This window comes from Treponema sp. SP13 (assembly GCF_050938355.1).
Lineage (GTDB): Bacteria > Spirochaetota > Spirochaetia > Treponematales > Treponemataceae > Treponema_D > Treponema_D socranskii.
The window spans coordinates 1-23,041 of record NZ_JADOVM010000008.1; the positions used below are offsets into that span (position 1 = coordinate 1).

Annotated in this window: 18 protein-coding genes and 1 tRNA gene; 12 read left to right on the top strand and 7 right to left on the bottom strand. The window is 51.5% G+C overall.

Annotation, left to right across the window (positions count from 1 at the left end; translation table 11 throughout):
* Positions 1-54: 54 nt before the first annotated feature.
* The 6 genes from IZU26_RS12235 to IZU26_RS12260 all read left to right on the top strand — a co-directional run bounded on the left by IZU26_RS12235 (position 55) and on the right by IZU26_RS12260 (position 8,463).
* On the top strand, positions 55-1,350 hold the full coding sequence (locus tag IZU26_RS12235) for a hexokinase (RefSeq protein WP_433279357.1): 1,296 nt from the start codon (positions 55-57) through the stop codon (positions 1,348-1,350).
* A 308-nt stretch (positions 1,351-1,658) separates the two neighbouring features.
* Entirely contained in the window at positions 1,659-2,282 is a 624-nt protein-coding gene (locus tag IZU26_RS12240; protein ID WP_021329815.1) for a periplasmic-type flagellar collar protein FlbB, read from the top strand.
* A gap of 44 nt (positions 2,283-2,326) precedes the next feature.
* Entirely contained in the window at positions 2,327-3,760 is a 1,434-nt protein-coding gene (locus tag IZU26_RS12245; RefSeq protein ID WP_433279359.1) for a flagellar hook-length control protein FliK, read from the top strand.
* Positions 3,761-3,811: 51 nt separating this feature from the next.
* Positions 3,812-4,258, top strand: coding sequence for a flagellar hook assembly protein FlgD (gene flgD / locus IZU26_RS12250; protein ID WP_370586956.1), 447 nt, complete (start codon positions 3,812-3,814; stop codon positions 4,256-4,258).
* A gap of 14 nt (positions 4,259-4,272) precedes the next feature.
* Positions 4,273-5,664: a flagellar hook protein FlgE gene (flgE, locus tag IZU26_RS12255; RefSeq protein ID WP_021329823.1), complete on the top strand. Its 1,392-nt coding sequence runs from the start codon at positions 4,273-4,275 to the stop codon at positions 5,662-5,664.
* Positions 5,665-5,910: 246 nt separating this feature from the next.
* The gene (locus IZU26_RS12260) at positions 5,911-8,463 is read left to right on the top strand and encodes a penicillin-binding protein 1A (RefSeq protein ID WP_021329750.1); all 2,553 of its coding nucleotides are present in this window, start codon (positions 5,911-5,913) and stop codon (positions 8,461-8,463) included.
* Between the two features lie 58 nt (positions 8,464-8,521).
* Here IZU26_RS12260 and leuA read toward each other — a convergent pair whose 3' ends face one another.
* From leuA to IZU26_RS12285, 5 genes are all read right to left on the bottom strand, one after another.
* A complete protein-coding gene (gene leuA / locus IZU26_RS12265) occupies positions 8,522-10,204 on the bottom strand; it encodes a 2-isopropylmalate synthase (protein WP_433279361.1) in 1,683 nt (560 codons plus the stop codon).
* Between the two features lie 421 nt (positions 10,205-10,625).
* On the bottom strand, positions 10,626-11,609 hold the full coding sequence (locus tag IZU26_RS12270; protein WP_433279363.1) for a hypothetical protein: 984 nt from the start codon (positions 11,607-11,609) through the stop codon (positions 10,626-10,628).
* Complete coding sequence (locus tag IZU26_RS12275) at positions 11,606-12,607, bottom strand: LysM peptidoglycan-binding domain-containing M23 family metallopeptidase (RefSeq protein ID WP_433279365.1); 1,002 nt, start codon at positions 12,605-12,607, stop codon at positions 11,606-11,608. Before IZU26_RS12275 ends, IZU26_RS12270 begins: the two co-directional genes overlap by 4 nt.
* Positions 12,608-12,615: 8 nt before the next feature.
* On the bottom strand, positions 12,616-12,999 hold the full coding sequence (locus tag IZU26_RS12280) for a hypothetical protein (RefSeq protein WP_433279367.1): 384 nt from the start codon (positions 12,997-12,999) through the stop codon (positions 12,616-12,618).
* Between the two features lie 74 nt (positions 13,000-13,073).
* Positions 13,074-13,247 (bottom strand): 4Fe-4S binding protein, encoded by a 174-nt coding sequence (locus IZU26_RS12285; protein ID WP_021329796.1) that lies wholly within the window; start codon positions 13,245-13,247, stop codon positions 13,074-13,076.
* A 142-nt stretch (positions 13,248-13,389) separates the two neighbouring features.
* Between IZU26_RS12285 and deoC the strand changes: the two genes are divergently transcribed.
* Both deoC and IZU26_RS12295 read left to right on the top strand, forming a co-directional pair.
* Entirely contained in the window at positions 13,390-14,124 is a 735-nt protein-coding gene (gene deoC, locus IZU26_RS12290; protein ID WP_433279369.1) for a deoxyribose-phosphate aldolase, read from the top strand.
* 83 nt (positions 14,125-14,207) lie between these two features.
* A tRNA-Lys gene (locus tag IZU26_RS12295) sits at positions 14,208-14,280 on the top strand.
* Between the two features lie 92 nt (positions 14,281-14,372).
* Here IZU26_RS12295 and IZU26_RS12300 read toward each other — a convergent pair.
* The gene (locus IZU26_RS12300) at positions 14,373-16,181 is read right to left on the bottom strand and encodes an FAD-dependent oxidoreductase (RefSeq protein ID WP_310823722.1); all 1,809 of its coding nucleotides are present in this window, start codon (positions 16,179-16,181) and stop codon (positions 14,373-14,375) included.
* A gap of 194 nt (positions 16,182-16,375) precedes the next feature.
* Here IZU26_RS12300 and IZU26_RS12305 point away from each other — a divergent pair, with 194 nt between their 5' ends.
* The 3 genes from IZU26_RS12305 to IZU26_RS12315 all read left to right on the top strand — a co-directional run bounded on the left by IZU26_RS12305 (position 16,376) and on the right by IZU26_RS12315 (position 22,084).
* On the top strand, positions 16,376-18,340 hold the full coding sequence (locus IZU26_RS12305) for a TRAP transporter permease (protein ID WP_433279372.1): 1,965 nt from the start codon (positions 16,376-16,378) through the stop codon (positions 18,338-18,340).
* 158 nt (positions 18,341-18,498) lie between these two features.
* The gene (locus tag IZU26_RS12310) at positions 18,499-19,485 is read left to right on the top strand and encodes a TAXI family TRAP transporter solute-binding subunit (protein WP_433279374.1); all 987 of its coding nucleotides are present in this window, start codon (positions 18,499-18,501) and stop codon (positions 19,483-19,485) included.
* A 178-nt stretch (positions 19,486-19,663) separates the two neighbouring features.
* A complete protein-coding gene (locus tag IZU26_RS12315) occupies positions 19,664-22,084 on the top strand; it encodes a leucine-rich repeat domain-containing protein (RefSeq protein ID WP_433279376.1) in 2,421 nt (806 codons plus the stop codon).
* A 52-nt stretch (positions 22,085-22,136) separates the two neighbouring features.
* On the opposite strand, the gene IZU26_RS12320 is transcribed toward IZU26_RS12315, so the two are convergent.
* Positions 22,137-22,328, bottom strand: coding sequence for a hypothetical protein (locus IZU26_RS12320; RefSeq protein ID WP_433279378.1), 192 nt, complete (start codon positions 22,326-22,328; stop codon positions 22,137-22,139).
* A gap of 46 nt (positions 22,329-22,374) precedes the next feature.
* On the opposite strand from IZU26_RS12320, the gene IZU26_RS12325 reads away from it, so the two are divergent.
* Positions 22,375-22,956 carry a helix-turn-helix domain-containing protein gene (locus IZU26_RS12325; RefSeq protein WP_433279380.1) on the top strand — a complete coding sequence of 194 codons (582 nt, stop codon included), beginning with the start codon at positions 22,375-22,377 and terminating at the stop codon, positions 22,954-22,956.
* Positions 22,957-23,041 lie beyond the last annotated feature (85 nt).

A 23,041-nucleotide genomic window follows, 5' to 3' on the forward strand; every position in this document is an offset into this window, starting at 1 on the left:
ACAGTGCGGGCGTATCATTCACATTTTCGCCGCGTTGTGGTATACTGAAAGCCTATGAATCGGGCAGTCAGCGCGTTTTTGGCAAAACATAATTTTATCCGTCACGTCGATATCGATTCGGTGATCGATGCGCTTTTGTACGATATGAATTCCGGTCTCCGCGGGCAAAAAATTTATCAGGATATGATACGCACGTACAGCAATCCGCCGGAAAATCCCGCTTCGGATAAGAGCGTCATCGTCATCGATGCGGGGGGAACGAATTTCCGCTCATGTCTCGTGTCGTTCAACGAGCAGGGAAAAGCGTCGATCGATTTTCTCGAAAAGACGAAGATGCCCGGAGTTGCGAAGACGCTTTCACGTGCGGATTTTTTCGATGAAATCGCGTCGAACATCGAACACTTAAAAGACAAAGCCGAATCGATCGGTTTTTGTTTTTCATATCCGATGGAGATCACCGACGGCGGAGACGGTATCCTCATCAGATTTACGAAAGAAGTGAATGCGCCCGAAGTTGTCGGGTGCCGTATCGGCGAAACGCTCAAAAAAACGCTTGAAGCGCGCGGATGGAAAAAGCTGCGGCGTGTCACGCTCTTAAACGATACGGTGGCGGCTCTGCTTGCGGGAGCTGCGACGCCGGATACGGGAAAAAAGTATTCGTCGTACATCGGTCTTATACTCGGCACGGGATTGAACGCCGCGTATATTCAGCCGGAGATGCCGGACGTAAAAGATTTTGCCAAGCAGATCGTCGTGTGCGAATCGGGAAAATTCGGCGCTATAGTCTGCTCCGATTTTGACAACGCGCTCGACGCGAAAACGCTGAGTCCCGGAAAATACCGCACGGAAAAACAGTGTTCGGGCGGTTACCTCGGGGACGTCGCATTTGAAGCACTGAAAGCTGCGGCGGAAGAAGGGCTTTTCGGCAAAGCGTGTGCCAAGCGAATCCTCGCATTGCCTGCTCTGTCGCTCGTCGAAGCCGACGCGTTTTTGCACGCGCCGTACAACACGAACGCTTCCCTCGGAGCCCTTGCCGCCGAAAGCGCTTCAGACGAAGATTACGACCGCATATTTCAGATCCTCGATGCGGTTGCGGAACGCTCCGCCCGCTATGCCGCAGCTATCCTTGCAGCCTGCGTTATTCAAAGCGGCGAGGGGAAAAACGCTTCGCGCCCCGTGTGTATACTCTGCAACGGCAGCACGTATTTTAAAACGCATATGCTTTCCGCGCGTGTGCACGGCTATCTCGAAGAAGCGCTCACAAAAGAACGCGGTCTTTATTGGGAAATCATTTCGCGGGAAAACGATATAACGCTCGGAGCGGCGATCGCGGGGCTTATCGAAAGTTAAACAAAATAACGCTCAATATCGGCCGGATTAGCGCCGATGTAGGAAGTAGGTAAAATGTCGAGTTTGGAAAGTATCAATCCATAACGCTGTGTTTTCGGCGAGAACCCGTCCGCTTAGCCGCGGTTGAGCTTTTTTGGGCAGGCTTCCGTAAGCTTAACGCTCAAAGCGGCACGCAGCCGGAACCTCGCCGAAAGCATAATTTTATCCGTTTTCCAAACTCGCCATTCCAGCGATGCGTGAAACGGTTGGAAAATTTCGAGTTTTAGAAAACTCGAAATTGAACCAAATATATAAACGGGTGGGTTACGATGGCAAAAGGAAAAAACCTGGGCAAATCGATTGTCCTTCTTTTTCTGATTATAATTCTCTGTCTCGGCGGCTTGTTGTGGTTCGATTATTTGGGAATCATTCATGCAAAGACGCTGTTTACGCCGCTGTACCGTATCCTCGGCAGAGAAGTTCAGACGTCGATGACCGCCGTTCGCCCGCTCAACAACGATATCGATCAGGATCGCATAGACAAACAGCGCGAAGCGCTCAGGCTTTATAAGGAAGAACTCGATCAAAAAGAGAGCGAATTGACCGCGTCGGGACAACAAAACGAGCGGATTGCGGCCGAACTTGCCGAACGCGAAAAAACACTCGAAGAACGCGAAAAAACATTTAACAATTTGCAAAAAAAGTACGATGATAAAGAAGTAAACATAGAACAGATCGCAACGCGTCTGTACAATATGCCGCCCGCCGCGGCCGTTCAAGAACTTGTGGCGATGGACGATCAGCTCGTGATCGACGTTTTGCGCAAAGAAGAAGAAATGGCGACGACGAAAAAGCAGTATTCGATGACATCGTACTGGCTTTCGCTCATGCCGGCGGAGCGGGCTGCGGCAGTCCAACGGAAGATGGTGAGTAAGCCGAAAGCGCTTGACTGAACTTCCCTGCGGTCATTCTTTGTTTGCATAAATGGAGGATGGCGATGCAGGGAATTCCCGTTGCAAAAGTAAACGCGGTTCCGAAAGTAAACGCAATCGATAAAATCGACTCTCTCTCATCTCCGCTTTCAAAAAAAATTCTTTTATCGCGTACGAAAAACGAAGAGCATTCGTTTGCAAAGCTCCTCGCGCGCGCGCAGGGCAAAAAAATCGACGCTCAAGTCTCCGATGCGTTTTCAAGCTCGAATGGGTTTCACGAAAGTAAGCGCGCTTCTACGGATCTTAGACGGAAAGACGCATCGAAGGCGAAAGCTGTGCGGAATGACGACGTCGATACGAAAAAAGAAAGCAAAACCGCCGCTGCAAAAGATACCGCAAAAAAAGAGCCGGTTGACAGCACGTCTTCGGATTTCAACGAAAAAAAATCTTTTGAGTACACGCAGGATGAAAGCCGCGGACGGATGGCCGATACCGCCGATGAAGCTCTTGAAAAAACGGAAGTCCTCGATGCGGGGGACGCCGCGCGTACCGCGCTGCTTGAAGATTTCGCATATCTCGTCGACGGAATGCTCGATTCCGAAAGCGCGGGCAAGGGAATCGATACAAAAACCGAAAGCGATACGGACGATTTTTTTGCCGAAAGCGTATCCGTTTCCGAAGAAGCCGTCCCGTTTCAAATAGGAAGCGCCATTGTGCATACGGCCGATTTATCGGACGGTGAAACTGAAGGAGGCGAATTTTCGGATAACGGATTTTCGGACGAAAAAGCGTTTTCATTTGAAATACGCGATGAAAAAGCTATTTCAAAGCGAGAGCGCGCATTCGATGCGGACGGCAAAATCCTCGTCACCGATCTTCGAACGGAAACGGCGGAAATCCTTTCCGAAGTAAAACCCGAAACGGAAAAATCGATAAAAATCGATACTCAAGTCGGCGATACGCCCGAACTGACAATGTTCGTTTCGGACGGTACTCTGCAAAATGTCGCCCCTGCAAACGGTCAAAGCGCACAGACCGCAAGTTCGAACTTTCAAGCGATGCTCGCGAATCAAATACGGCAAAACGCATCCGAATTTGTAAAAGCGGGTTCGATTGTTTTACGCGACAACAACGCGGGAACGATCAACCTCGTGCTGCGCCCGGAATCGCTCGGAAATGTAAAGATCAGCTTGCAGCTTTCCGATAAGGTAGTGAGCGGACAAATCACGGTGCATTCCGAAGAAGCATACAACGCGTTTAAGGAAAGCGCCGACGTGCTCAAGAACGCGTTCGCGCAAAGCGGTTTTGAAGCGGGCGGTTTTACCGTAGCCTATTCGTCGGCCGGAACGGGCGGAAGTTTTTCAGGAAGCGGGGCGGGCGGCGGCTTTGCCGATGCTCAGCACGCCGGACGATATGAAAGCGCTTTCGTGTCGGAAGTAAGCGCCGCTTCGGGCGGAAGCTATATCGGAAGCGAACACGCGGTAAACGTCGTTGTGTAAATTATTAATCGTTTTGAAATTATTAATTATTAATCAGCGGGATAGAGGTAGATGATGGACGGAATCAACACCACCATGAGTGCAGCCGACAGAGCGGCGGTCGATTTTGCCGTAAGCGGCTACAACAAAGAACTTGGCGTAAAAGGACGTACGGTCAATCATTCGTTGGGCAAGGATGACTTTTTAAAACTTTTGATAGCACAGCTGTCGAATCAGGATCCGACAAGTCCGATCGAAAACACCGAGTTTATCGCTCAGATGGCACAGTTTTCATCGCTTGAACAGATGACGAACATGAGCGCAGAGTTTACAAAGCTCGCGGGCGTGTTCAGAGTTTCCGAAGCGTCTTCGATGCTCGGAAAGACGGTTGAGCTCAACGTCGGAGATACCACTACGACGGGTGTCGTGCAGGCTGCAACGCGCGAAGAAAAGCCGCGCGTCATGGTAGGCGGCAGATACTACACGATGGATCAGATCAGCGCGATTTACGGAAATTAAACGGGGGCAGCTCTATGATGAGATCACTGTATTCGGGCGTTTCGGGATTACAAAATCACCAGACACGCATGGACGTCATCGGCAATAACATCGCGAACGTAAATACTTTCGGTTTTAAACGTGCCCGCGTCAATTTTCAAGATATGATTTCCCAGCAGCTTTCGGGACCGGCTCGTCCGAACGACGAGCTCGGCGGCGTCAATCCGAAAGAAGTAGGACTCGGCATGATGATCGCATCCGTCGACAATATCTTTACGCAGGGCAATTTACAGACGACCGGAGTTACAACCGACATCGCGATCGAAGGCAACGGCTTTTTTATCTTAAAGGACGGCGAGCAGTCTTATTATACGCGGAACGGAGATTTTTCGCTCGACCGCGACGGCACCTTTGTCAATCCTGCAAACGGTATGCGCGTGCAGGGCTGGATGGCGCAGGAAGTGAACGGTATCGAAATCGTTTCGACGGCCGCCACTCCGACGGATATCGTTATCCCCGTCGGATCGAAGGATCCGGCGCGTGCGACACAAAACGTTTTGTTCCGCTGCAACCTCGATAAAAATACGCCGCTCATTCCCGAACAGGCGAACGCGGAAGACATCATCCGCGGCACGTGGGGAACGGAACAGGAAATCTACGACAGCTTCGGCAACAAGCACCTTTTGTCGGTATCGTTTGCGAGGGTTCCCGGAGCGGTCAATCAATGGCAGGCGACGGTAAACGTCGATGCCGACAACGCGGACTTTACGCAGACGAGAGTCGGACTCAATACGACCGACGGCATGGGAAATACGTTTATCGTATCTTTCGACAATATGGGGCGCCTGCTTTCCGTCGAAGATTCTGCCGGCGTCGCATCGAACGAAAACGGACAGATTTTGCTGCAGACGTCGTTTACCGTTCCCGAATCGAATCCCGACGCGGACGGCAATCCGTACCGGCAAACGCTCAACATCAACATCGGTACGATCGGCAGCATGACCGACACGATTACGCAGGACGCATCCCGCTCGACGACAAAAGCGTTTTCGCAGGACGGCTATGCGCTCGGTTACCTCGACAATTTCAAAATCGATTCGAGCGGCGTCATAACGGGTGTCTATTCGAACGGCAGCGTGCGCACGCTCGGACAGATCGCGATGGCCTCTTTTACGAACGACCGCGGTCTTGAAAAGGCGGGCGACAATACGTACACCGAATCGAACAATTCGGGGCAGGCGATGATCGGCGAAAGCGGAGTGGCGGGAAAGGGTAAACTGCTTTCCGGAGCACTCGAAATGTCGAACGTCGATTTGGCCGAACAGCTCACCGATATGATCGTTACGCAGCGCGGTTTCGAATCGAATGCAAAGACGATTCAAACGACCGACTCGATGCTTGAAACGATTTTATCGCTCAAGCGCTGATGATTGACGGGCGGAGTTCCCGCCGGTAAAAAAAGGCACGGCCGAAACGGCTGTGCCTTTTTTGCATACCGGTTTTATTCGTGCGGAAGGTTTGCTGTTCCGATGCCTTGCGCCGTATAACAAAGGGTAGTAAAGCCGACCGCAACTGCCGTATAAGAACAAACACGGGGCTGTCTAATGTGAAATCAAGTAAATGCGGGTGATTTACAAAATACGCTATTCGGGCTAGTATACGGATTAACGCGTATGATACGAAACACGATTACCGGTTCGATAAAAAAATCGACCATTACAGCGATTGCGCTGCTCGCATTTTTTGCGCTCACGTTCGGAGGCACGCTCGGTTGGGCGTTGTCCGAAACGATCAATATCAAAAATACCGAATACATCACCGAATTCGAAACGGCGTTGCCGACAAAACTGCTCGACATAAACGGGGAACTCATCACGGAACTCTCGTCCGACGAAAAGCGCGAAATCATCAGCTTCGAACGCTTACCTCGTCTGATGATAAATACACTGCTCACGCGTGAAGACCGCGTCTTTTACAAGCACCGCGGCTATTCCGCAAAGGCGATCGTGCGCGCGGTGATCGGACAGGCGCTGCACCTCCCACTCGGCGGCGGTTCGACGTTGACGCAGCAGATTGCGGGAACGCTCTACTGCGACCGCTCCGATAGGAGCGTAAAGCGAAAAATCAAAGAGTTGTGGTGGGCGATGCAGATGGAGCGGCGGCTTTCGAAAAACGAAATCCTCGAAACCTATCTAAACCGCATTTACTTCGGCGGCGGTACCTACGGCGTCAACGCGGCCTCAAAATATTATTTCGGACACGATGCGACCGAAATTACTCCTGCCGAAGCGGCGATCCTCGTCATCCAGCTGTCGAACCCCGCGTACTACAATCCTTTCGATCATCCGAACAGGGCGATGGACAGGCAGCGCGACGTGCTGCTTTCGATGGTAAACAGGGGCTATATCACAAAGGCGGACGCCGACGAATCCTTCGATGCGTACTGGGCAGACTTCGACTACACGAGGACGAGCGCATCGGCATATTTTACGCGCGACGATAAAGCGCCGTGGTTCAGCGAATACGTGCGGCGTGAACTCGCCAATATGGTCTACGGTTCGGAAGACATCTACACGAGCGGCTTTACCGTCAATACGACGCTTGACCTGTCACATCAGGCGGCGGCGCAGGCAGTTATGGATAAATACATTTCGCAGGCGAATCGAATGTGGAGGCGGGAACAGGGAAACCGCGCCGTAACGACGTTCAGCCCCTACGTTCCGCTTTCCGAACTTATCGCGCTCACCTTCGGTCTGCCTGGCATAAAGCTTTCGGCCGAACGTGCGCAAAAAACCGCAAACGGCGCCTTTGTCGACGAAATCAATCCCGTGCTCGATACATGCTCCCTCATGTTCGGTCTTGAAGATTTGAAAATGCAGATCGTCAATAACGCGACGAAAATTTCGCAAGCGGAAAGCGAGCGGACGACGATCGAAGGAACGATGATCGCGATCGAAAACGATACGGGTTATATCACAGCTCTCGTCGGCGGCAGCCAGTACGGACAAAGCAATCAATTTATCCGCGCCGTGCAATCGCGCTTTCAGCCGGGTTCCACATTTAAACCGCTCTACTACTCTGCGGCGATCGATTCGAAAAAATTTACTGCCGCAACGGTTATCTCCGATACGCCGACCGTCTTTCACAAATCCGACGGCACGCCCTATATTCCACAGAATTTCAAAGGCGTATACCGAGGCAATGTCCAGCTGTGGTACGCGCTTGCCCATTCGATGAACGTACCGTCCATAAAAGTGCTTGATGCCGTCGGCTTTGACGCCGCAATCGACAGGGCGGCAAAACTGCTCGGCATCCCGCAAAGCGAATACCGCGAGCGCAGCTTTATTCCCGTCTACCCCTTCGGACTCGGCGTTTGCGACGTGCGACCGATCGAAATGGCGCGGGCATTTGCTATCTTTGCAAACGGCGGAAAAGAAGTCATACCGATGGCGATCCGCACGGTCGAAGACAGAAACGGAAATATCATCTTTAATCCCGAACGCGATATCCTTTTGGCGCAGCAGCAAAAAGGTGCCTCCGCGCAAATCATTTCGCCGCAAACGGCATACGTTATGACACAGCTTTTGACGAACACCGTAAAGAGCGGAACGCTCGCAGGTCAGGGAGCAAAGCTTTCATATAAAACGGAAAGCGGAAAGTCGTATGCGATTCCGCTCGCGGGCAAAACGGGAACGACGCAAAACTGGGCGGACGCGTGGACGATCGCGTTCAGTCCGTACTATACGTCGGCTTTTTGGTTCGGCTTCGACAAGCGCGGCAATTCGCTCGGACTCAACATAACGGGAGCCACGCTTGCGGGCCCCGCTATGGGCGACTTTATGGGCGCGATTCATAAAGATCTTCCGTCGAAAGATTTTGCCGCGCCCGCATCCGGCGTTATCCGCGCGACGGTATGCACCGAAAGCGGACTGCTGCCGACGCCCGAATGCGGCAACCACATAACGACGCAATGGTTTCTTTCGGGAACCGAACCGACAGAATTCTGTACGATCCATTCGGATAAAAATGCGACCGCTGTATTTATCGATCGGCTGCAAAAGGAAATGTACAAATCGGGATTCGGCTATGACGAACCCTACGATACCTCTCCGCTCACAATTCCCTCCGACCTCTTCGACGGCGGAAGCGGAACGAAAACCGGAAATGAAAACGATGCGGCCAATGTACCTGATACGGCTGCGGATTATAATTACCTTATGGAATAACCGTACCGGGTTCTCGCCGAAAGCACAGCTTTATTAGCTGATGCCTTCATTCGACCTATTAAAAATTTATCGCGCTTACGACAGCGGCGACGCCCGCGCGTCCGACGTTACTGCTTCTGCCGGCGCCCCACACTTGCTTTCCGTCTTCCGTCGTGATCTGCACGTACGCCATAGCGCTCGTATCGCTGCCGCGTCCGATACTGTGTTCGTGGAACGATGCTATGTTGAATTTCGGAACGGGTGTCGATTTCAGCGCATTGACGAAAGCGTCGAGCGGGCCGTTTCCCTTTGCGCCGATCGTATGCTTTTCGCCCTTCCATTCGACTGCGGCGCGGCACATAACCTGTTCGTCGCCCTCATTTTCGATGCCGCGGTCGAGATGCGTTTCGTTCAAATCGAGTATTTTAAGCGGAGAGGTTTTATTGAGCCATGTCTTTGCAAAGATATCGTATATCTCTTCGCTTTTGAGTTCCCTCTGCGCTTCGTCCGCCGCAGCTTTAACGATATCGCCGAAAGGTGTGTGCATCGCTTTGGGCAGCATGATGCCGTAGTCCTGCTCGAGGATAAAGGCTGCACCTCCTTTTCCGCTTTGACTGTTGATTCTGATGATGCCTTCGTATTGCCTTCCGATGTCGTGAGGATCGATCGGAAGATAGGGTACGTCCCACAGAGCGCTCTCTCCTGCCTGAGTTCGGGCAGCCATGCCTTTTCGAATCGCATCCTGATGGGAACCCGAAAACGCGGTAAATACGAGCTCGCCCGCATAAGGCACGCGCGGGCCGACGGTCATGCCGGTGAACTCTTCGTAGCGTTCGCGCACGCCGTCGATATGCGTAAAATCGAGAGCGGGATCGACGCCCTGCGTATACATATTGAGGGCGACGTTTACGATGTCGAGGTTTCCCGTGCGCTCGCCGTTTCCGAAAAGCGTACCTTCAACTCTGTCTGCTCCCGCAAGCAAGCCGAGTTCGCACGATGCGACGGCTTCCCCGCGGTCGTTGTGATTGTGCAGACTGACGATGACGTTTTCGCGGTTCGATATGTGTTTGCAAAAATATTCGATTTGATCGGCAAAGATGTTCGGCGTCGCACATTCGACCGTCGTCGGCAAATTCAAAATAATTTTATCGCTTGTCGTTTTCGCCCACTCTTCTTTTACCGCTTCGCAGATTTCGACCGCGTATTCGATTTCGGTCGTCGAAAAACTTTCAGGCGAATATTCAAGTCGGATATGCGTGTCGCCCGCATCCGAAAGACAGTCCTGCACGCACTTGACGCCGTCGAGGGCAAGCTGCGTTATTTGCGCTTTTGTCATGTCGAACGTATACTTTCGCTGCGCGGGGGACGTCGAATTGTATATGTGGAAAATCGCTTTCGGCGCACCTTTCAGCGATGCAAAGGTTTTTTTGACAAGGTGTTCGCGCGCCTGGCAGAGCACTTGCAGCGTTACGTCTTCGGGTACTCGGTTTTCTTCGATAAGCCGGCGTAAAAATATATACTCCGTTTCGGATGCGGACGGAAATCCCACTTCGATTTCTTTGAATCCGATCTTTACGAGCAGATCGAAAAAATCGAGTTTTTGCTCTACGCCCATCGGATTGACGAGCGCCTGATTGCCGTCGCGGAGATCGACCGAACACCACGCCGGCGCTTTTGTGATAAGCTTATCCGGCCATTCGCGCCGTCCGATATCGATTATCGGAAACTGCCGGTATTTTCCTTTTGCATCCATTCCTGCCATTGCATTGCTCCTTGCACATTGCGCCGTGCGTCGTTATTTAAAACAAAAAAGACCCGCCGCCGAAGCGACAGGTCTGTAATCTACGCGATAACACTATACAGCACCGTCACCGTCGACACATCGAGAAAGTGTTTGCATATAGTAGCGCCGTATATATCATAAAAATACTATGGCATAAAAAAAACGGTATGTCAAGCGGGCAGTACGACATGTGTTGTTGCCTCATAATGTCTGTACACCCGTATAAAAAAGGAGCCGGTACGCAAAACGCATATCGGCTCCAATGCCCATCAGGCAACCGGAAGCATGGGTGGGAGGGGAAATGCTCCCGGTATATACTATATCGACCGAAATGCCGAAAAAAATTAGCTGATTTAAAAAAAATCGGCGCGTTTTTACCTTTATGCGGACGCTTGATTATTTACTCTTCGCTTATCTTTACATCGACGGCGACTGACGCCGTATAGGATTTGCCTTTTTGTGCGTTGAGCGTGCGTACGATTTCGTAGTCGCCCATGACAAAGCGCACCGTATGTTCTCCTTCGGAAATCTCAGTCTCTTTGCCGAACGCGGTCCACTTCCGGTCGTCGACATATACCGCTGCATTGTCGGGAGAAGTGACGATCAGTGTCGGAGCAAGGCTCTTGAGCGTAATCGCGAGTTCTGTCGTCTTTGCCTGATCGATTCGCACCGTACGCATTTCGTCGCGGTAAAAATCGGAAACGATGTTTATGTCGTGCACGCCGGGAGAGAGCGTATAGCCTGTGTCGGCATCCGTCTTTGTGCCGTCAATAAAAATCGTATACGGAGAGGTATCACCGTTCGGACAGGCGACGGAAACTCGCAGTTTCCCTTTATTTATTAAAATCGGCTTTACGGTAATCTTTAATTCCGCGTTGATCGTTTCGTCGGGAATGCCTTTCATCGCGGGCTGCAGGCGCACGAACACGAAGCCGCGCTTTGTGTTTGGGGCGACGCCGAGTTTTGTCGCGTATGCGCTTTCTTTAAACGATGCCGATGCCGAAAGTGGAATTTGGATAATCCACGAAAGCCGGGTCGGAAGCGGCTTGACAAAGGAACGCGATCCGCTGTAATCGATGCGGGAAGAGGCGGGGTCGGGCGTTATATTGTCGTAGAGGGAGAGGGCGACCGAATCCTGCCATGCGGCAACCGCTTCGGGAATCGCTATCTTTATTTCGATGCCTTCAAGCCAGCTGCGATCTTCGGGCAGGAGAATTGCAATGCCGTCGTTGATGCCGGTGACAAGCGTCTGTTCGCTTTGCACCGTACCGGTAAGCCGTATCGAAAAAAGTTTTCGCACACGGAACGTTTCGGCAAAAAGCGAAGATGCGGCGCATAAAAGGGAAAAAATAATAATTTTACTGCAGATGCCGTGTATCTTCATCGCCCTTGCCTGCCGCCGTAATCCGGCAAAAGACCTCGCGGGTCGGTCGAAACGCCGTTTACGCGTATTTCAAAATGGAGGTGCGGCCCCGTCGCCGCTCCCGTTTTTCCTACAAGCCCGATCCGAGCTCTGCCTATGACGATATCGCCTTCGCGCACGTCTATTTCCGAGAGGTGCGCATAGATGCTCGTCATGCCCTTGTCGTGTTTGAGCACGACGTAATTTCCGTATATCGGATCGCCCTTTGTACAGCGTATGACGCTTCCGCTTTTGCATGCATACACGGGCGAACCTTCGGGAGCTGCCAAATCGATGCCGCGGTGAAAGCGCATTTCGCCGGAAAGCGGACTCATCCTCATGCCGTATGCGGACGACAGCCACGAAGCATCGAGCGGCATTTTAAAATCCGCATCGAGAAAATATGCGCGCTCGGTCGAGCCGAAACGCTCTCCGTGCAGAAAGTAAAAACGTCTGCCGTCTATACTATACCACGCTTTCGGCAAATTTTCCATAATCGAAAAATATTTTTTTTCTATTAATATTTCGATAGACGATTTCGGCGTCTCCGGTACAAATAAGCCCGCATCGGTGGGCAGAATGATCGTTTTACCTTCGGCTATGTCGCCGATATTCGCGATGCCGTTTACCGTCGCTATCGTCTCGTATGGGATCGAACAGGCTGCCGCGACGGTAAAAAGCGTATCGTCGGCCGTCGGCGTGTACGCATAAAACTGCACGTGCTTTGCTTTTCCCGAAGCGGAACGCTTATAGTTTTCCTCGACATCTGCACCGTACTGTTTAAAAACGTCGTCGCGCGAAGAAAGACGCGGAATGCGCGGGAGCTTTTCCGTGTACAGCGTAATACCGTTTTGCGCCGAAGCGGAATTCGATAGAGTAGAGGGATGTGCTGCATTTTGCTCGGCGGATACTTTTCGGAGCGGAATGAAAAAAAATGCAATGACGGCTGCCGTAAAAAAAAAGCGGCGCAGCTTTTGCATGGAATCGCTTATTGTCCACCCCGCAAAAGACGGGATGAGATAATGCAGAGTACGGGGATGAGGATGATGACGGGGATCGCGATAAAGCGTGCGCCGGCAAATACGAGCGCGACTGCCGCCGTAAGTCCCGATGCGATGATGACAATATTGAGAACGATGCACAGCACCGTTTTCCGCGTCGATTTTTTAATCGCGTACGCTATTTTATATAGTATATACGCGGCAAAAAGACTGAGGACGACTGCCGTGTAGACGGAAGGGAGCGAAGTTGCAAAGCGCCACAGCGGAAACGTAACGGCACAGCCGACAAGCACGCACAATACGATAAGAGTTATCGCTTTCGCTGCTGAGGAAAATGCTGTAAATACGTAATAAAGAAAACGCTTTGCCATAGTCGCCTGCATAAAAAGGACAGCCGGCAGCTCTATGTTACGCAGTCCGGCATGTCCCCGCTTTGCAGCAAAAGTTACACTTCCGCGATCGCCGAAGTCGGGCATTCGCCTGCGCAGGTTCCGCAGCTGATGCATTTTTCTTCATCGATGATGCGGGCGTTATCGGCTTCCGATATAGCGCCGACCGGACAGTCGGGTTCGCAGGTTCCGCAGTTTACGCACTGCGATTTGTTGATTCTGTACGCCATAAGTGTTCTCCTGTTATAGCTTGATTTATTTGTGTGCCGTAACACGGCACGCACCACGCGTAAAATAATACACTATTGCCGAAAACCGCGCAAGACCGCTATACTGTATTCGTTATAAATTGATTATTTGGCAGGGATGATTATGAAAAAAGAAACTGTTGCGTCGATGATCGATCATACGCTTTTGGCGCCGGAAGCGGGAACTGAAAAAATACGACAGCTCTGCGCGGATGCAAAAAAATATCGTTTTGCATCGGTATGCGTGAACCCCGTCTACGTGCGGCTGTCGGTTTCCGAACTGGAAGGTTCGCCCGTCCGAGTGTGTACCGTCATCGGCTTTCCCCTCGGCGCGAATGCAAGCGCCGTCAAAGCTTTTGAAGCCGCACGCGCGATTGCGGACGGAGCGGATGAAGTCGATATGGTAATCGATATAGGTGCTGCAAAGGACGGCCGTTTCGGAGACGTGGAAGCGGACATCAAAGCCGTCACTGATTCGGCGCGGGATGCCGCAAAAAAAGCGGGAAAAAGCGTCGTCGTAAAAGTGATTCTCGAAACCTGCTTTCTTTCCGATGAAGAGATCGCTTTGTGCTGTACCTGTGCGGCAAAAGCCGGAGCAGATTTTGTAAAAACATCGACGGGTTTTGCAAATCCGAAAGGAGATGACGGAAAGCCGCTTCCGAACGGCGCGACGGTTCATCACGTGGAGCTTATGCGGGAAACGGTCGGCAGCGCGCTCGGCGTAAAAGCTTCCGGCGGCATACGCTCTGCCGAAAAGGCTTTGGCGATGCTCTCGGCCGGTGCGAACAGGCTCGGCACGTCGAGCGGCGTCAAAATCGTTGAAGATTGGGACGAAAGCGCCGCCGTCAAGGACCGTTAAAAAAAATCGACAGGATGTACGGCAGGTTATTGACACTTATTACGAAAAATAATATAGTAACCGACATACTTGCCGTACAGCTTGGGCTATTAGCTCAGTAGGTAGAGCAACGCCCTTTTAAGGCGTGGGTCTGCAGTTCGAATCTGCAATAGCTCATTTTTACGCGCTTCGGTTGTTTCGAAGCGCGTTTCTTTTCCAAATATCGCCGTCACGCCGATCGTTTTTTACAGAGCGTATTTTCGGATTATTTATTTACCTGCGTTTTTTGCAGCGCTTTCACCCGCGATGCGTCCCGAACCGATCGCCCATGAATTCATCATCGCGGTCATCGAGTCTCGTCCGTTTGCACCGCCTACAACGCTTCCGGCTCCGTATAAGTTTTTAACGGGCTTTCCGCCTGAGAGCAGCTGCATGGAAGCATCGGCTTTTAAACCGCCCAAGGTCGTGGAAAATCGCGGACGCTGTTCTACGATGTAGTATGTGCCGCCCGATGCAAGAGCGACGGGGTTTTTCTTGCCGAATTCGGGATCGGCTCCCTTTGCACAGTTGTCGTTGTATTTTGCGACGGTTGTCTGCAATGCGCTTGCGTCTATGCCCATAGTTTTTGCCAGCTCGTCAAGATTTGCGCTTTTTGCGATTACGGGTTTGCCGTCGTTTGAGATGTTGTACCATTTGTCGATATCGCTTTCGGATGCGACGAGTTTGTCTTCAAGGCTCTTTGCCACGTATGCGCGGTATGCATCTTCGTCCATTAAAAGATACAGGATTTTGTCGCTCTGCGCTACGGTCGCTTCCGTCTGTGCCGCAAGCGTTCCCGTTTCATTTACGACGCGAACTCCCTTTGTATTTACGTATATCGTTCCGTGTCCGTTGGAAGCTGCGGTAGAAGATGCCGTCGCCGCAAGAGCTCTTCCGGGAGTTGTTTCTACGCCCTGTGCGTAGACTTTTACGCAGTCAAGGTTAATCGTATCTATGCCGATCGCTTTTGCCATTGTAAAGCCGTCTCCCGTGTCCGTACTGCGTCCGTAGAACATATATCCGGTGAGCGTATTCGGAAGAAGCTTCGCGTTCGCTCCGTAACCGCCCGAGGCGATAACGGTGGAAGCCGCTTTGATCGTAATCTTCGCGCCCGATTTGTCGCTTGCCGTAACGCCTTTTACTTCTCCGTCTTCGAAGATTAGGGATTCACCTTTTGTTTCCAAAAGCAATGTTCCGCCGAGGTTTTCAAAATTTTTTTGCATTGCGGCAAAGAATGCCGGAGAGCGTCCTACAACGCCGATCTGTCTGTTAGCCGAATGATCGGGGTATTGTGTTGCGGCAACGTTGTACGGCACTTTCATGTCGTCGATGAGCCAGTCTACCGTTTTGCCGATGGTTTTGGTGATCATGGAAACCAAAACGGGATCGTTTACGTTTTTTCCTATACGCATGATATCGCTGTATGCCAGTTCCGGAGAATCTTTGGTTTCTTTTAACTGTTCTCTTTGGAATTTCGAACCGGTCGCGATGAGCGTGCCTGCGTTAAGAGCGGTGTCGCCGCCTACCTGTCCGTTCTTTTCGATGAGGATAACCTTCGCCCCTTGTTCTTGTGCCCGCGCAGCTGCCGTTATACCGCCGCCTCCGGCTCCGATGACGACAACATCGCATTCGAGCGTTTTGTCTCCCTCGTTTGCTTTGGAAACTTCTTTAGCGTAATTGCTCGGCTGTCCGCCTGCCTGTTCGATCGCATTCTGTACGGCCGTTTTAATAGCATAAGAAGTGATCGTAGCGCCGCTTACGGAATCGACGTTTGTAGAATTGTTTTTTACGATCGCTTCGGAAACTTTTGCGATAGCGTTTTCACTTACACCCTTAGTTTCCGTGTGCTGTGTTACGGCTACCGACGTGATGGCGCCTTTTGCAAAGCCTACTTCGACGGTGAGCGGGCCGTTGTGGGCGATTGCGGTGCCTGTATACGTACCGTCCTTCGCCACGCCTTTTTTCCCTCCGCAGGATGATAAGGCCGCCGCTAAAAATACAATGCCCGAAATACAGGCAATGATACGGAATTTTTTCATATGACCTCCAGCATTATGAAGAAATAAAACTACCCTAGTATTGTACATAAATTCTTATGAATTAAAAGATGTCGTCCTCTTTTTGTCAAAGCCTTCACGTGAGCCGCGTTTTCAAGATTACGCGTTTTCAAAATCATTGACTTTTCCGATGTATGTTTATACAATCGACCGCATACAAACTTTTAGGAAGGCGTATGCCGAAATCGACCGAAGCTGCCCTTGCGCAAAAATTGCTTGAAGACACGGATACCGATTCCCGAACCAGAGTGTATACCGGTCCGACGGAAAAGATCATTACGGTTTTGCTCTGCGTTTGGGTCGTCTTTCAGCTCTATTTCAATACCGTCGGAGTGATGAGCGCCGTAAACCTGCGCGCGTTTCACAGCATTTTTTTGCTTTTGTTCGCGTTTCTGTTATATCCTGCGGCAAAAAAAGAAAACAGAAAGCGCCGCTTTCCTCCCGTCATCGATTTTTTTCTCATCGCTTTTGCTCTTTTTACGTTCGGTTATTTTATACTTCACTATACGGCGGTCGCTCGGGGCGGCGGCCGCGTTACGCCGTTTCAAATTGCAGTTGCCGCTCTTGCGCTCGCAGTCGTTTTTGAAGCGGCCCGCCGCACTTCGGGAAATCTTGCCTTTCTTGCGGCGCTCTTCCTTGCGTATAATTTTTTCGGGAAATATATTCCGGGGCAGCTCGGACACAACGGCTTTACGATAAAGCGCGTACTCGTTACGCAGTTTTGGGGTACGCAGGGAATCTTGGGCGTCGGCGTCGGTGTGTCTGCGACGTATATTTTTTTATTCGTCGTCTTCGGCTCTTTTTTAAAGCACAGCGGTTTTTCAAAGTTTATCAACGATTTTTCTTTGACGCTCGTCGGGCGCACGCCGGGAGGGCCTGCAAAAGTCGCCGTCTTAGCTTCCGCCCTCATGGGCATGATAAACGGATCGGCCGTCGCAAACGTCGCAACGACCGGTACGATTACGATTCCGCTTATGAAGCGGACAGGCTACAAAAAAGAATTCGCCGCGGCGGTCGAAGCGACGGCGAGTACCGGCGGCCAATTTTGTCCCCCGATCATGGGCGCCGTCGGCTTTGTCATGGCGGAATTTTTAAACATAAGCTATACGACCGTCATGCTCGCAGCGATCGTGCCCGCGTTTTTGTATTACTTGGGAATTCTGCTCGCCGTTCACTTTGAAGCGAAGCGCATGGGGCTTCCCGGCCTTTCAAAAGAGAACATCCCCGATGCTTTGAAAGTGCTGAAAGAGCAGGGACATCTTGTGCTCCCGCTCGTACTCCTTATCGCGATGATGGCGAAGGGATTTACGCCGCTTCTTTCGGCAGTCGCAGCGATTTTCGCGGCCGTCGGCGCGAGCTGGCTCCGAAAAGACACTCGTATGACAGCGGATAAGATAATCGCCGCCTGCGTCGAAGGCGCGAAGGGTGCCGTCGGCGTCGGCGTGTCCTGCATTATCATCGGCGTCATCATCGGAACCGTGACGCTGACAAGCCTCGGCCTAAACATGGGCTACGTGATTTTAAACGTCGTGCCGAATAAGAGCATCTATTTGACGGGACTCCTCGTCATGGTTATGTCTACGATATTGGGGATGGGTGTTCCGGGCGTGGCGGCCTACGTCATCGTGCAGGCTGTCGCCGTTCCCGTTTTAATAAAAACCGGCGTGCTCCCGATAGCGGCGCACTTGTTTTGCCTCATCTACGCGTGCCTTTCGAATATCACGCCGCCGGTCGCGATCAGTTGCTACGTCGCAGCCGGCATCGCAGATTCGGATCAGCTTAAAACGGGATTGCTTGCCGTGAGGATAGGGCTTGTCGGATTTTTGATTCCGTTTTTCTTTTTGGCAAATCCGGTGCTGCTCATCGGAAGCGGAAGTGCACCTCTCGCGATGAGCCTCTGGTCGATGTTTACGGCATCGGTCGGCACGGTCACGCTCGTCGCGGGTCTTGAAGGATGGCTTTTGCGCCGCGCATCCCTTTTCGAACGGCTCTCTCTCATCGCGATCGCTCCTCTTTTGCTCTATGCGGGCGTCGCCTCCGATGCGATCGGCTTTGCGCTCCTCGCTGCGGTGAGCATTTATCAATATGTAAAAAACCGAGTGTCGGCGAAAAAGATTTCCGGTTCGGAAGAGCGCTCATAAGCGGAGGCTCAAGAATACGGTTACGCGGATGATAGTGCGCTTGCATATGTTCTGTAAAGCGCGCGGTTGAATTTTTTGAAAACGGAAGTTTTAATAAAAGCTGCTTTTAAAAGCTCTGTCGGTTTTTAGAGGTTTGCAAAAGTTTTATGGGGGTGAATATGAAAAACGTATCGATTAGGATTATCTTTGCCGCGGTTTTTGCGGCTGCCGTACTTGCAGGCTGCAGCGGAAAAAAAACTGCGGCGGGCGGACACGAAAAAGTGACTATTAAATTTCCGACGGCATCCGCGTCGGGCGCGCTCTATGCGGTAGGAGCCGCGATCACAAACGTGTGGGACACGAAGATCGATTTTGTGAGCGCGTCGAGTCAAGCGTCGAACGGCGGCATCGATAACCTCAATCAGATCGCCGACGGAGAGTCGCAAGTGTCGATCGCCGTGAGCTCGAACTGCTGGCAAAGCTATAACGGCACCGACAGCTTCGATGGCGCTGCGAATAAAAATCTCCGCATCATAGCGGGTTTGTATTTTAATCCGAACCAGGTCGTCGTTACAAAAAAATCCGGCATCGCATCCCTTTCCGGCATCAAAGGCAAACATTTTGCCGTTGCCGCTGCGGGATCGAGCGTTGAAGGCGAGTGCAAAAACCACTTTACCGCGGCGGGCTTGAATTATCCGTCCGACATTCAAACCGAATACATCGCGTTCGGAGATGCTGCCGACATGCTCCAAAACGGCACGCTCGACGGTGCATGGATTATGAGCGGCATTCCCGCAGCCGCCGTTTCTCAGGCCTGCTCGTCGGGATGCAATCTCGTCGGAATCGGAGACGATATTTTGGAAAAGCTTCGTTCATCCTATCCGTGGTATGCGCGCTATACGATTCCTGCGGGAACCTATCCCGGACAAAACGCCGACGTCGGAACGACGGCTATTAAAATGTTGATGTTTTGCAATTCGACGCTCGACGATGAAACGGTGTATATGCTCACGAAAACCTTTTGGGAAAACGTCGACGAGCTCGGAAACGCGCAGCGCAATTTAAAAGGCTTGACGGCACAGGATGCGGTAAAGGACATCGCAGGCTTACCGCTGCACGAAGGCGCGAAGCGCTATTACCGCGAAGTCGGCGTTTCGCTTGATTGACGGGGCGGTCTTGTCCTTTTGGCCTCCTGTGAAAATTACGAAAAATATGTTATAATATCGATAAGATGCCGGAAGCATTCGGCACCGAAGTTACACCTTGCTTGAAGCTTCGCTCTAACTTCCTGCAAAAGTTTTTATAGGAGGTTCGCATGAACAAAACAAAATCGAGTCCGTACATTTGTATAGGGGGGGGCTCGGTAAAACCCTTTTAAAAAAGATCGCAGCGGCGGGCGCTTTATTGTTTGCCGCAGCGCTCGTCTTTACAAGCTGTTCGGACAGCAGCGATTCGGGAGGCGAAACGCCGCCCGCTTCATACACGGTAACATTCAGCGTAGACGGCGCGAACGGCACACTCACGGCACAGGCGGAAGGCAAAGAGGCAACGACAAACAGCCCCATAAGTGTCGAATACGGCAAAACCGTGCTCTTTACCGCAGCGCCTGTTGGAAATTACAGGATAAAAGAATGGCGGGTAGATAATGTTGTAGTTACAGGCTGCACCGACAACCCCTATACTCGTATCGTTACAAAAGCGCTTGACGTTAAAGTGAGCTTTGAACCGCTTCCGCCGGGGACGGCCTCGTATACGGTAAAACACTATCAAGAACAAACGGACGACAGCTATCCTGCAGAGCCGACGGAAAGCGAAATCTTACACGGCACGGTGGGAGAGAACGCTGCATATACGCCGAAAACCGGCGGAGCCTACGACGGCTTTACCTATAATTCTGCCCTTACCAAAATAAACGGCACCCAACAGGAAAACGGCACGATAGCCGACGACGGCAGTACCGTCGTAGAACTCTATTATGAGCGCAATACGGTAAGCGTAAGCTTTAATCTTGCAGGCGGTAACGTAGGCGGCAGTACGGACGATATTGTACTATCGGGAAAATACGGCACGACCTTGACCGCTCCTTCCAATCCCGTACAAGCGGGCTTCGCTTTTAAAGGCTGGGATCCCGAACTGCCGGATACTTTAGTTTTCCCTGCTGCAAATGCGGAATACACGGCAAAATGGGTCGCTCTTTATAACATCGATTTCGGCGTGAAAGACGACACAGGCGGCACGCTCACGGCACAGGCGGAAGGCGAAGGGGCAACAACAAACAGCCCCATAAGTGTCGAATACGGCAAAACCGTAACCTTTACCGCAGCGCCTGATCCGGACTACGGGGTGGAAAAATGGACAAACGGCGGCACAGTTATTGCCGAAGCCGGCACGGATACAAACTATAGTTACACGGTAACGGCAGATGCGGATATTAAAGTAAAGTTTCAATCACTCTTTGTCGAAGGCGGTGCCTCGCTCATCTTAAGCCCCGATAAGCTCGATATTAGGATTAAGGTAATAACCTCCGATGGCTCCGTTACGGTAGAAGGCTGCAACGAAGCGACGCTTACAAGCGGCACCGAAACCGTCCTGCATGCAAACGGCACAAGGGTAATCCTCAAAGGCAAAATCACCGAGCTGTACTGTTACAACAATCAGCTTGGCGCACTCAACGTGCAGGGCTTAAGTGCTTTGAAAGAGCTGCGCTGTTACAACAATAAGCTTACCGCGCTCAACGTGCAGGGCTTAAGTGCTTTGAAAGCGCTGAACTGCCACAACAATCAGCTTGGCGCGCTCAACGTGCAGGGCTTAAGTGCTTTGCAAGAGCTGCACTGTAACAACAATCAGCTTGGCGCGCTCAACGTGCAGGGCTTAAGTGCTTTGCAAGAGCTGTACTGCTGGAACAATCAGCTTACCGCGCTCAACGTGCAGGGCTTAAGTGCTTTGAAAAAGCTGGACTGCAGCGGCAATAAGCTTACCGCGCTCAACGTGCAGGGCTTAAGTGCTTTGAAAGAGCTGCGCTGTTACAACAATAAGCTTACCGCGCTCGATGTGCAGGGCTTAAGTGCTTTGCAAGCGCTGTACTGCGGCAGCAATCAGCTTGGCGCGCTCAACGTGCAGGGCTTAAGTGCTTTGCAAGTGCTGGACTGCAGCAACAATCGGCTTACCGCACTCAACGTGCAGGGCTTAAGTGCTTTGAAAGAGCTGTACTGCAACGGCAATCAGCTTGACGCGCTCAACGTGCAGGGCTTAAGTGGTTTGCAAGAGCTGCGCTGCAGCGACAATCAGCTTGGCGCGCTCAATGTGCGGGGCTGTATCGCTTTGCAAGGGCTGGACTGCTGCCGCAATCAGCTTACCGCGCTCAACGTGCAGGGCTTAAGTGCTTTGCAAGAGCTGGGTTGCAGCGACAATCAGCTTACCGCGCTCAACGTGCAGGGCTTAAGTGCTTTGAAATGGCTGTACTGCCACAACAATCGGCTTGGCGCGCTCAACGTGCAGGGCTGTGCCGCTTTGCAAGAGCTGCGCTGTTACAACAATCGGCTTGACGCAAACGCATTTGAAAAGATATTTGACGATTTACCGGCGCGGGCGGACAGCGATAATGCAAGGTGTTGTCTTTATACCGAACAAACCGGCGTTACCGAAGGCAATCACACAGACTTTTCCGTACCTGAGGCACTGAAAAACGCCTTTGAAAAAGCGAAAAACGTCAAAAAATGGAAGATGTATAAGATTAATGCGGGGTGGGGTTGGCAAGAGATTTAATGCAATTTAATCGGCAGCGGGTAATGGGTAGTCGGTAATGGATGCCGCCTCATTATCCGTTGAAAATCGAATTGACCGTCTTCAAGTTCGGAAAAAGCTCCGGCTTGGGGGCGGTTTTTTTGTACGTGAGGCGGCGTGCGAAAATGCGCTTACCGCTGGCAGGGGCAAAATCGATGTCCCCGGCGTCCAGGCCTTTTACCTGTACGGCGGAGAAGGAGAGTGAAAGTCTGCGTTCGGCCGTCATTCAATCGAACGTCATGCACTGTGTACGACGAAACAAGGATGCGCCTATGGCGGTGTTTTTGATCGATACGACGTCCGAGCTTTCACGGATAATCGACGATGAACTGCTAAAAGGAAAAAACTTCGGTGCGCTTCCGATCGAAATCGAAAAGCATCTCATACGTATGCTTGAGGACGGGGATCCCTTGGAAGCCGTAGATGAATATCTTGTCGGCACTCTCGCCGTGCATGCAAAGCAAAAAAAGCGGAAGGCGAACGGTGCATCCGTATTCGGCGATATGTGCAAGAGCGAGGGAGAGCGGAATATGGACTGCCGTATTGCCGAAGCGATACGGCTTATAGAACAATGCGAAAGTATTGAAAGCGACGCATACGATACGTTTCCCCGTACGCTGTGTTTGAGCAAAAGCCGATTTTTACATTTGTTTAAAGAAGAAGTCGGCATCGATTTTAAAAACTATCTTCTCTTAAAAAAACTCGAAAAGACCTGCCGCTGCGTTATCGAAAAAGGCACGAGCATAACGGACGCCGCAATCCTTGCAGGCTTTTCAAGTTCCTCTCATTTTGCAACCGCCTGTAAAAAATACTGCGGCATATCGTTTACGGACTTTCTCAAAAGCGGAAGCTGATACCGGCAACATCGCTTAAAAAAATCTTGCCGAAACTCTTCGCGTTCTTCAAATTACTTCACTTCGACGATAAAAAATCGAGGAC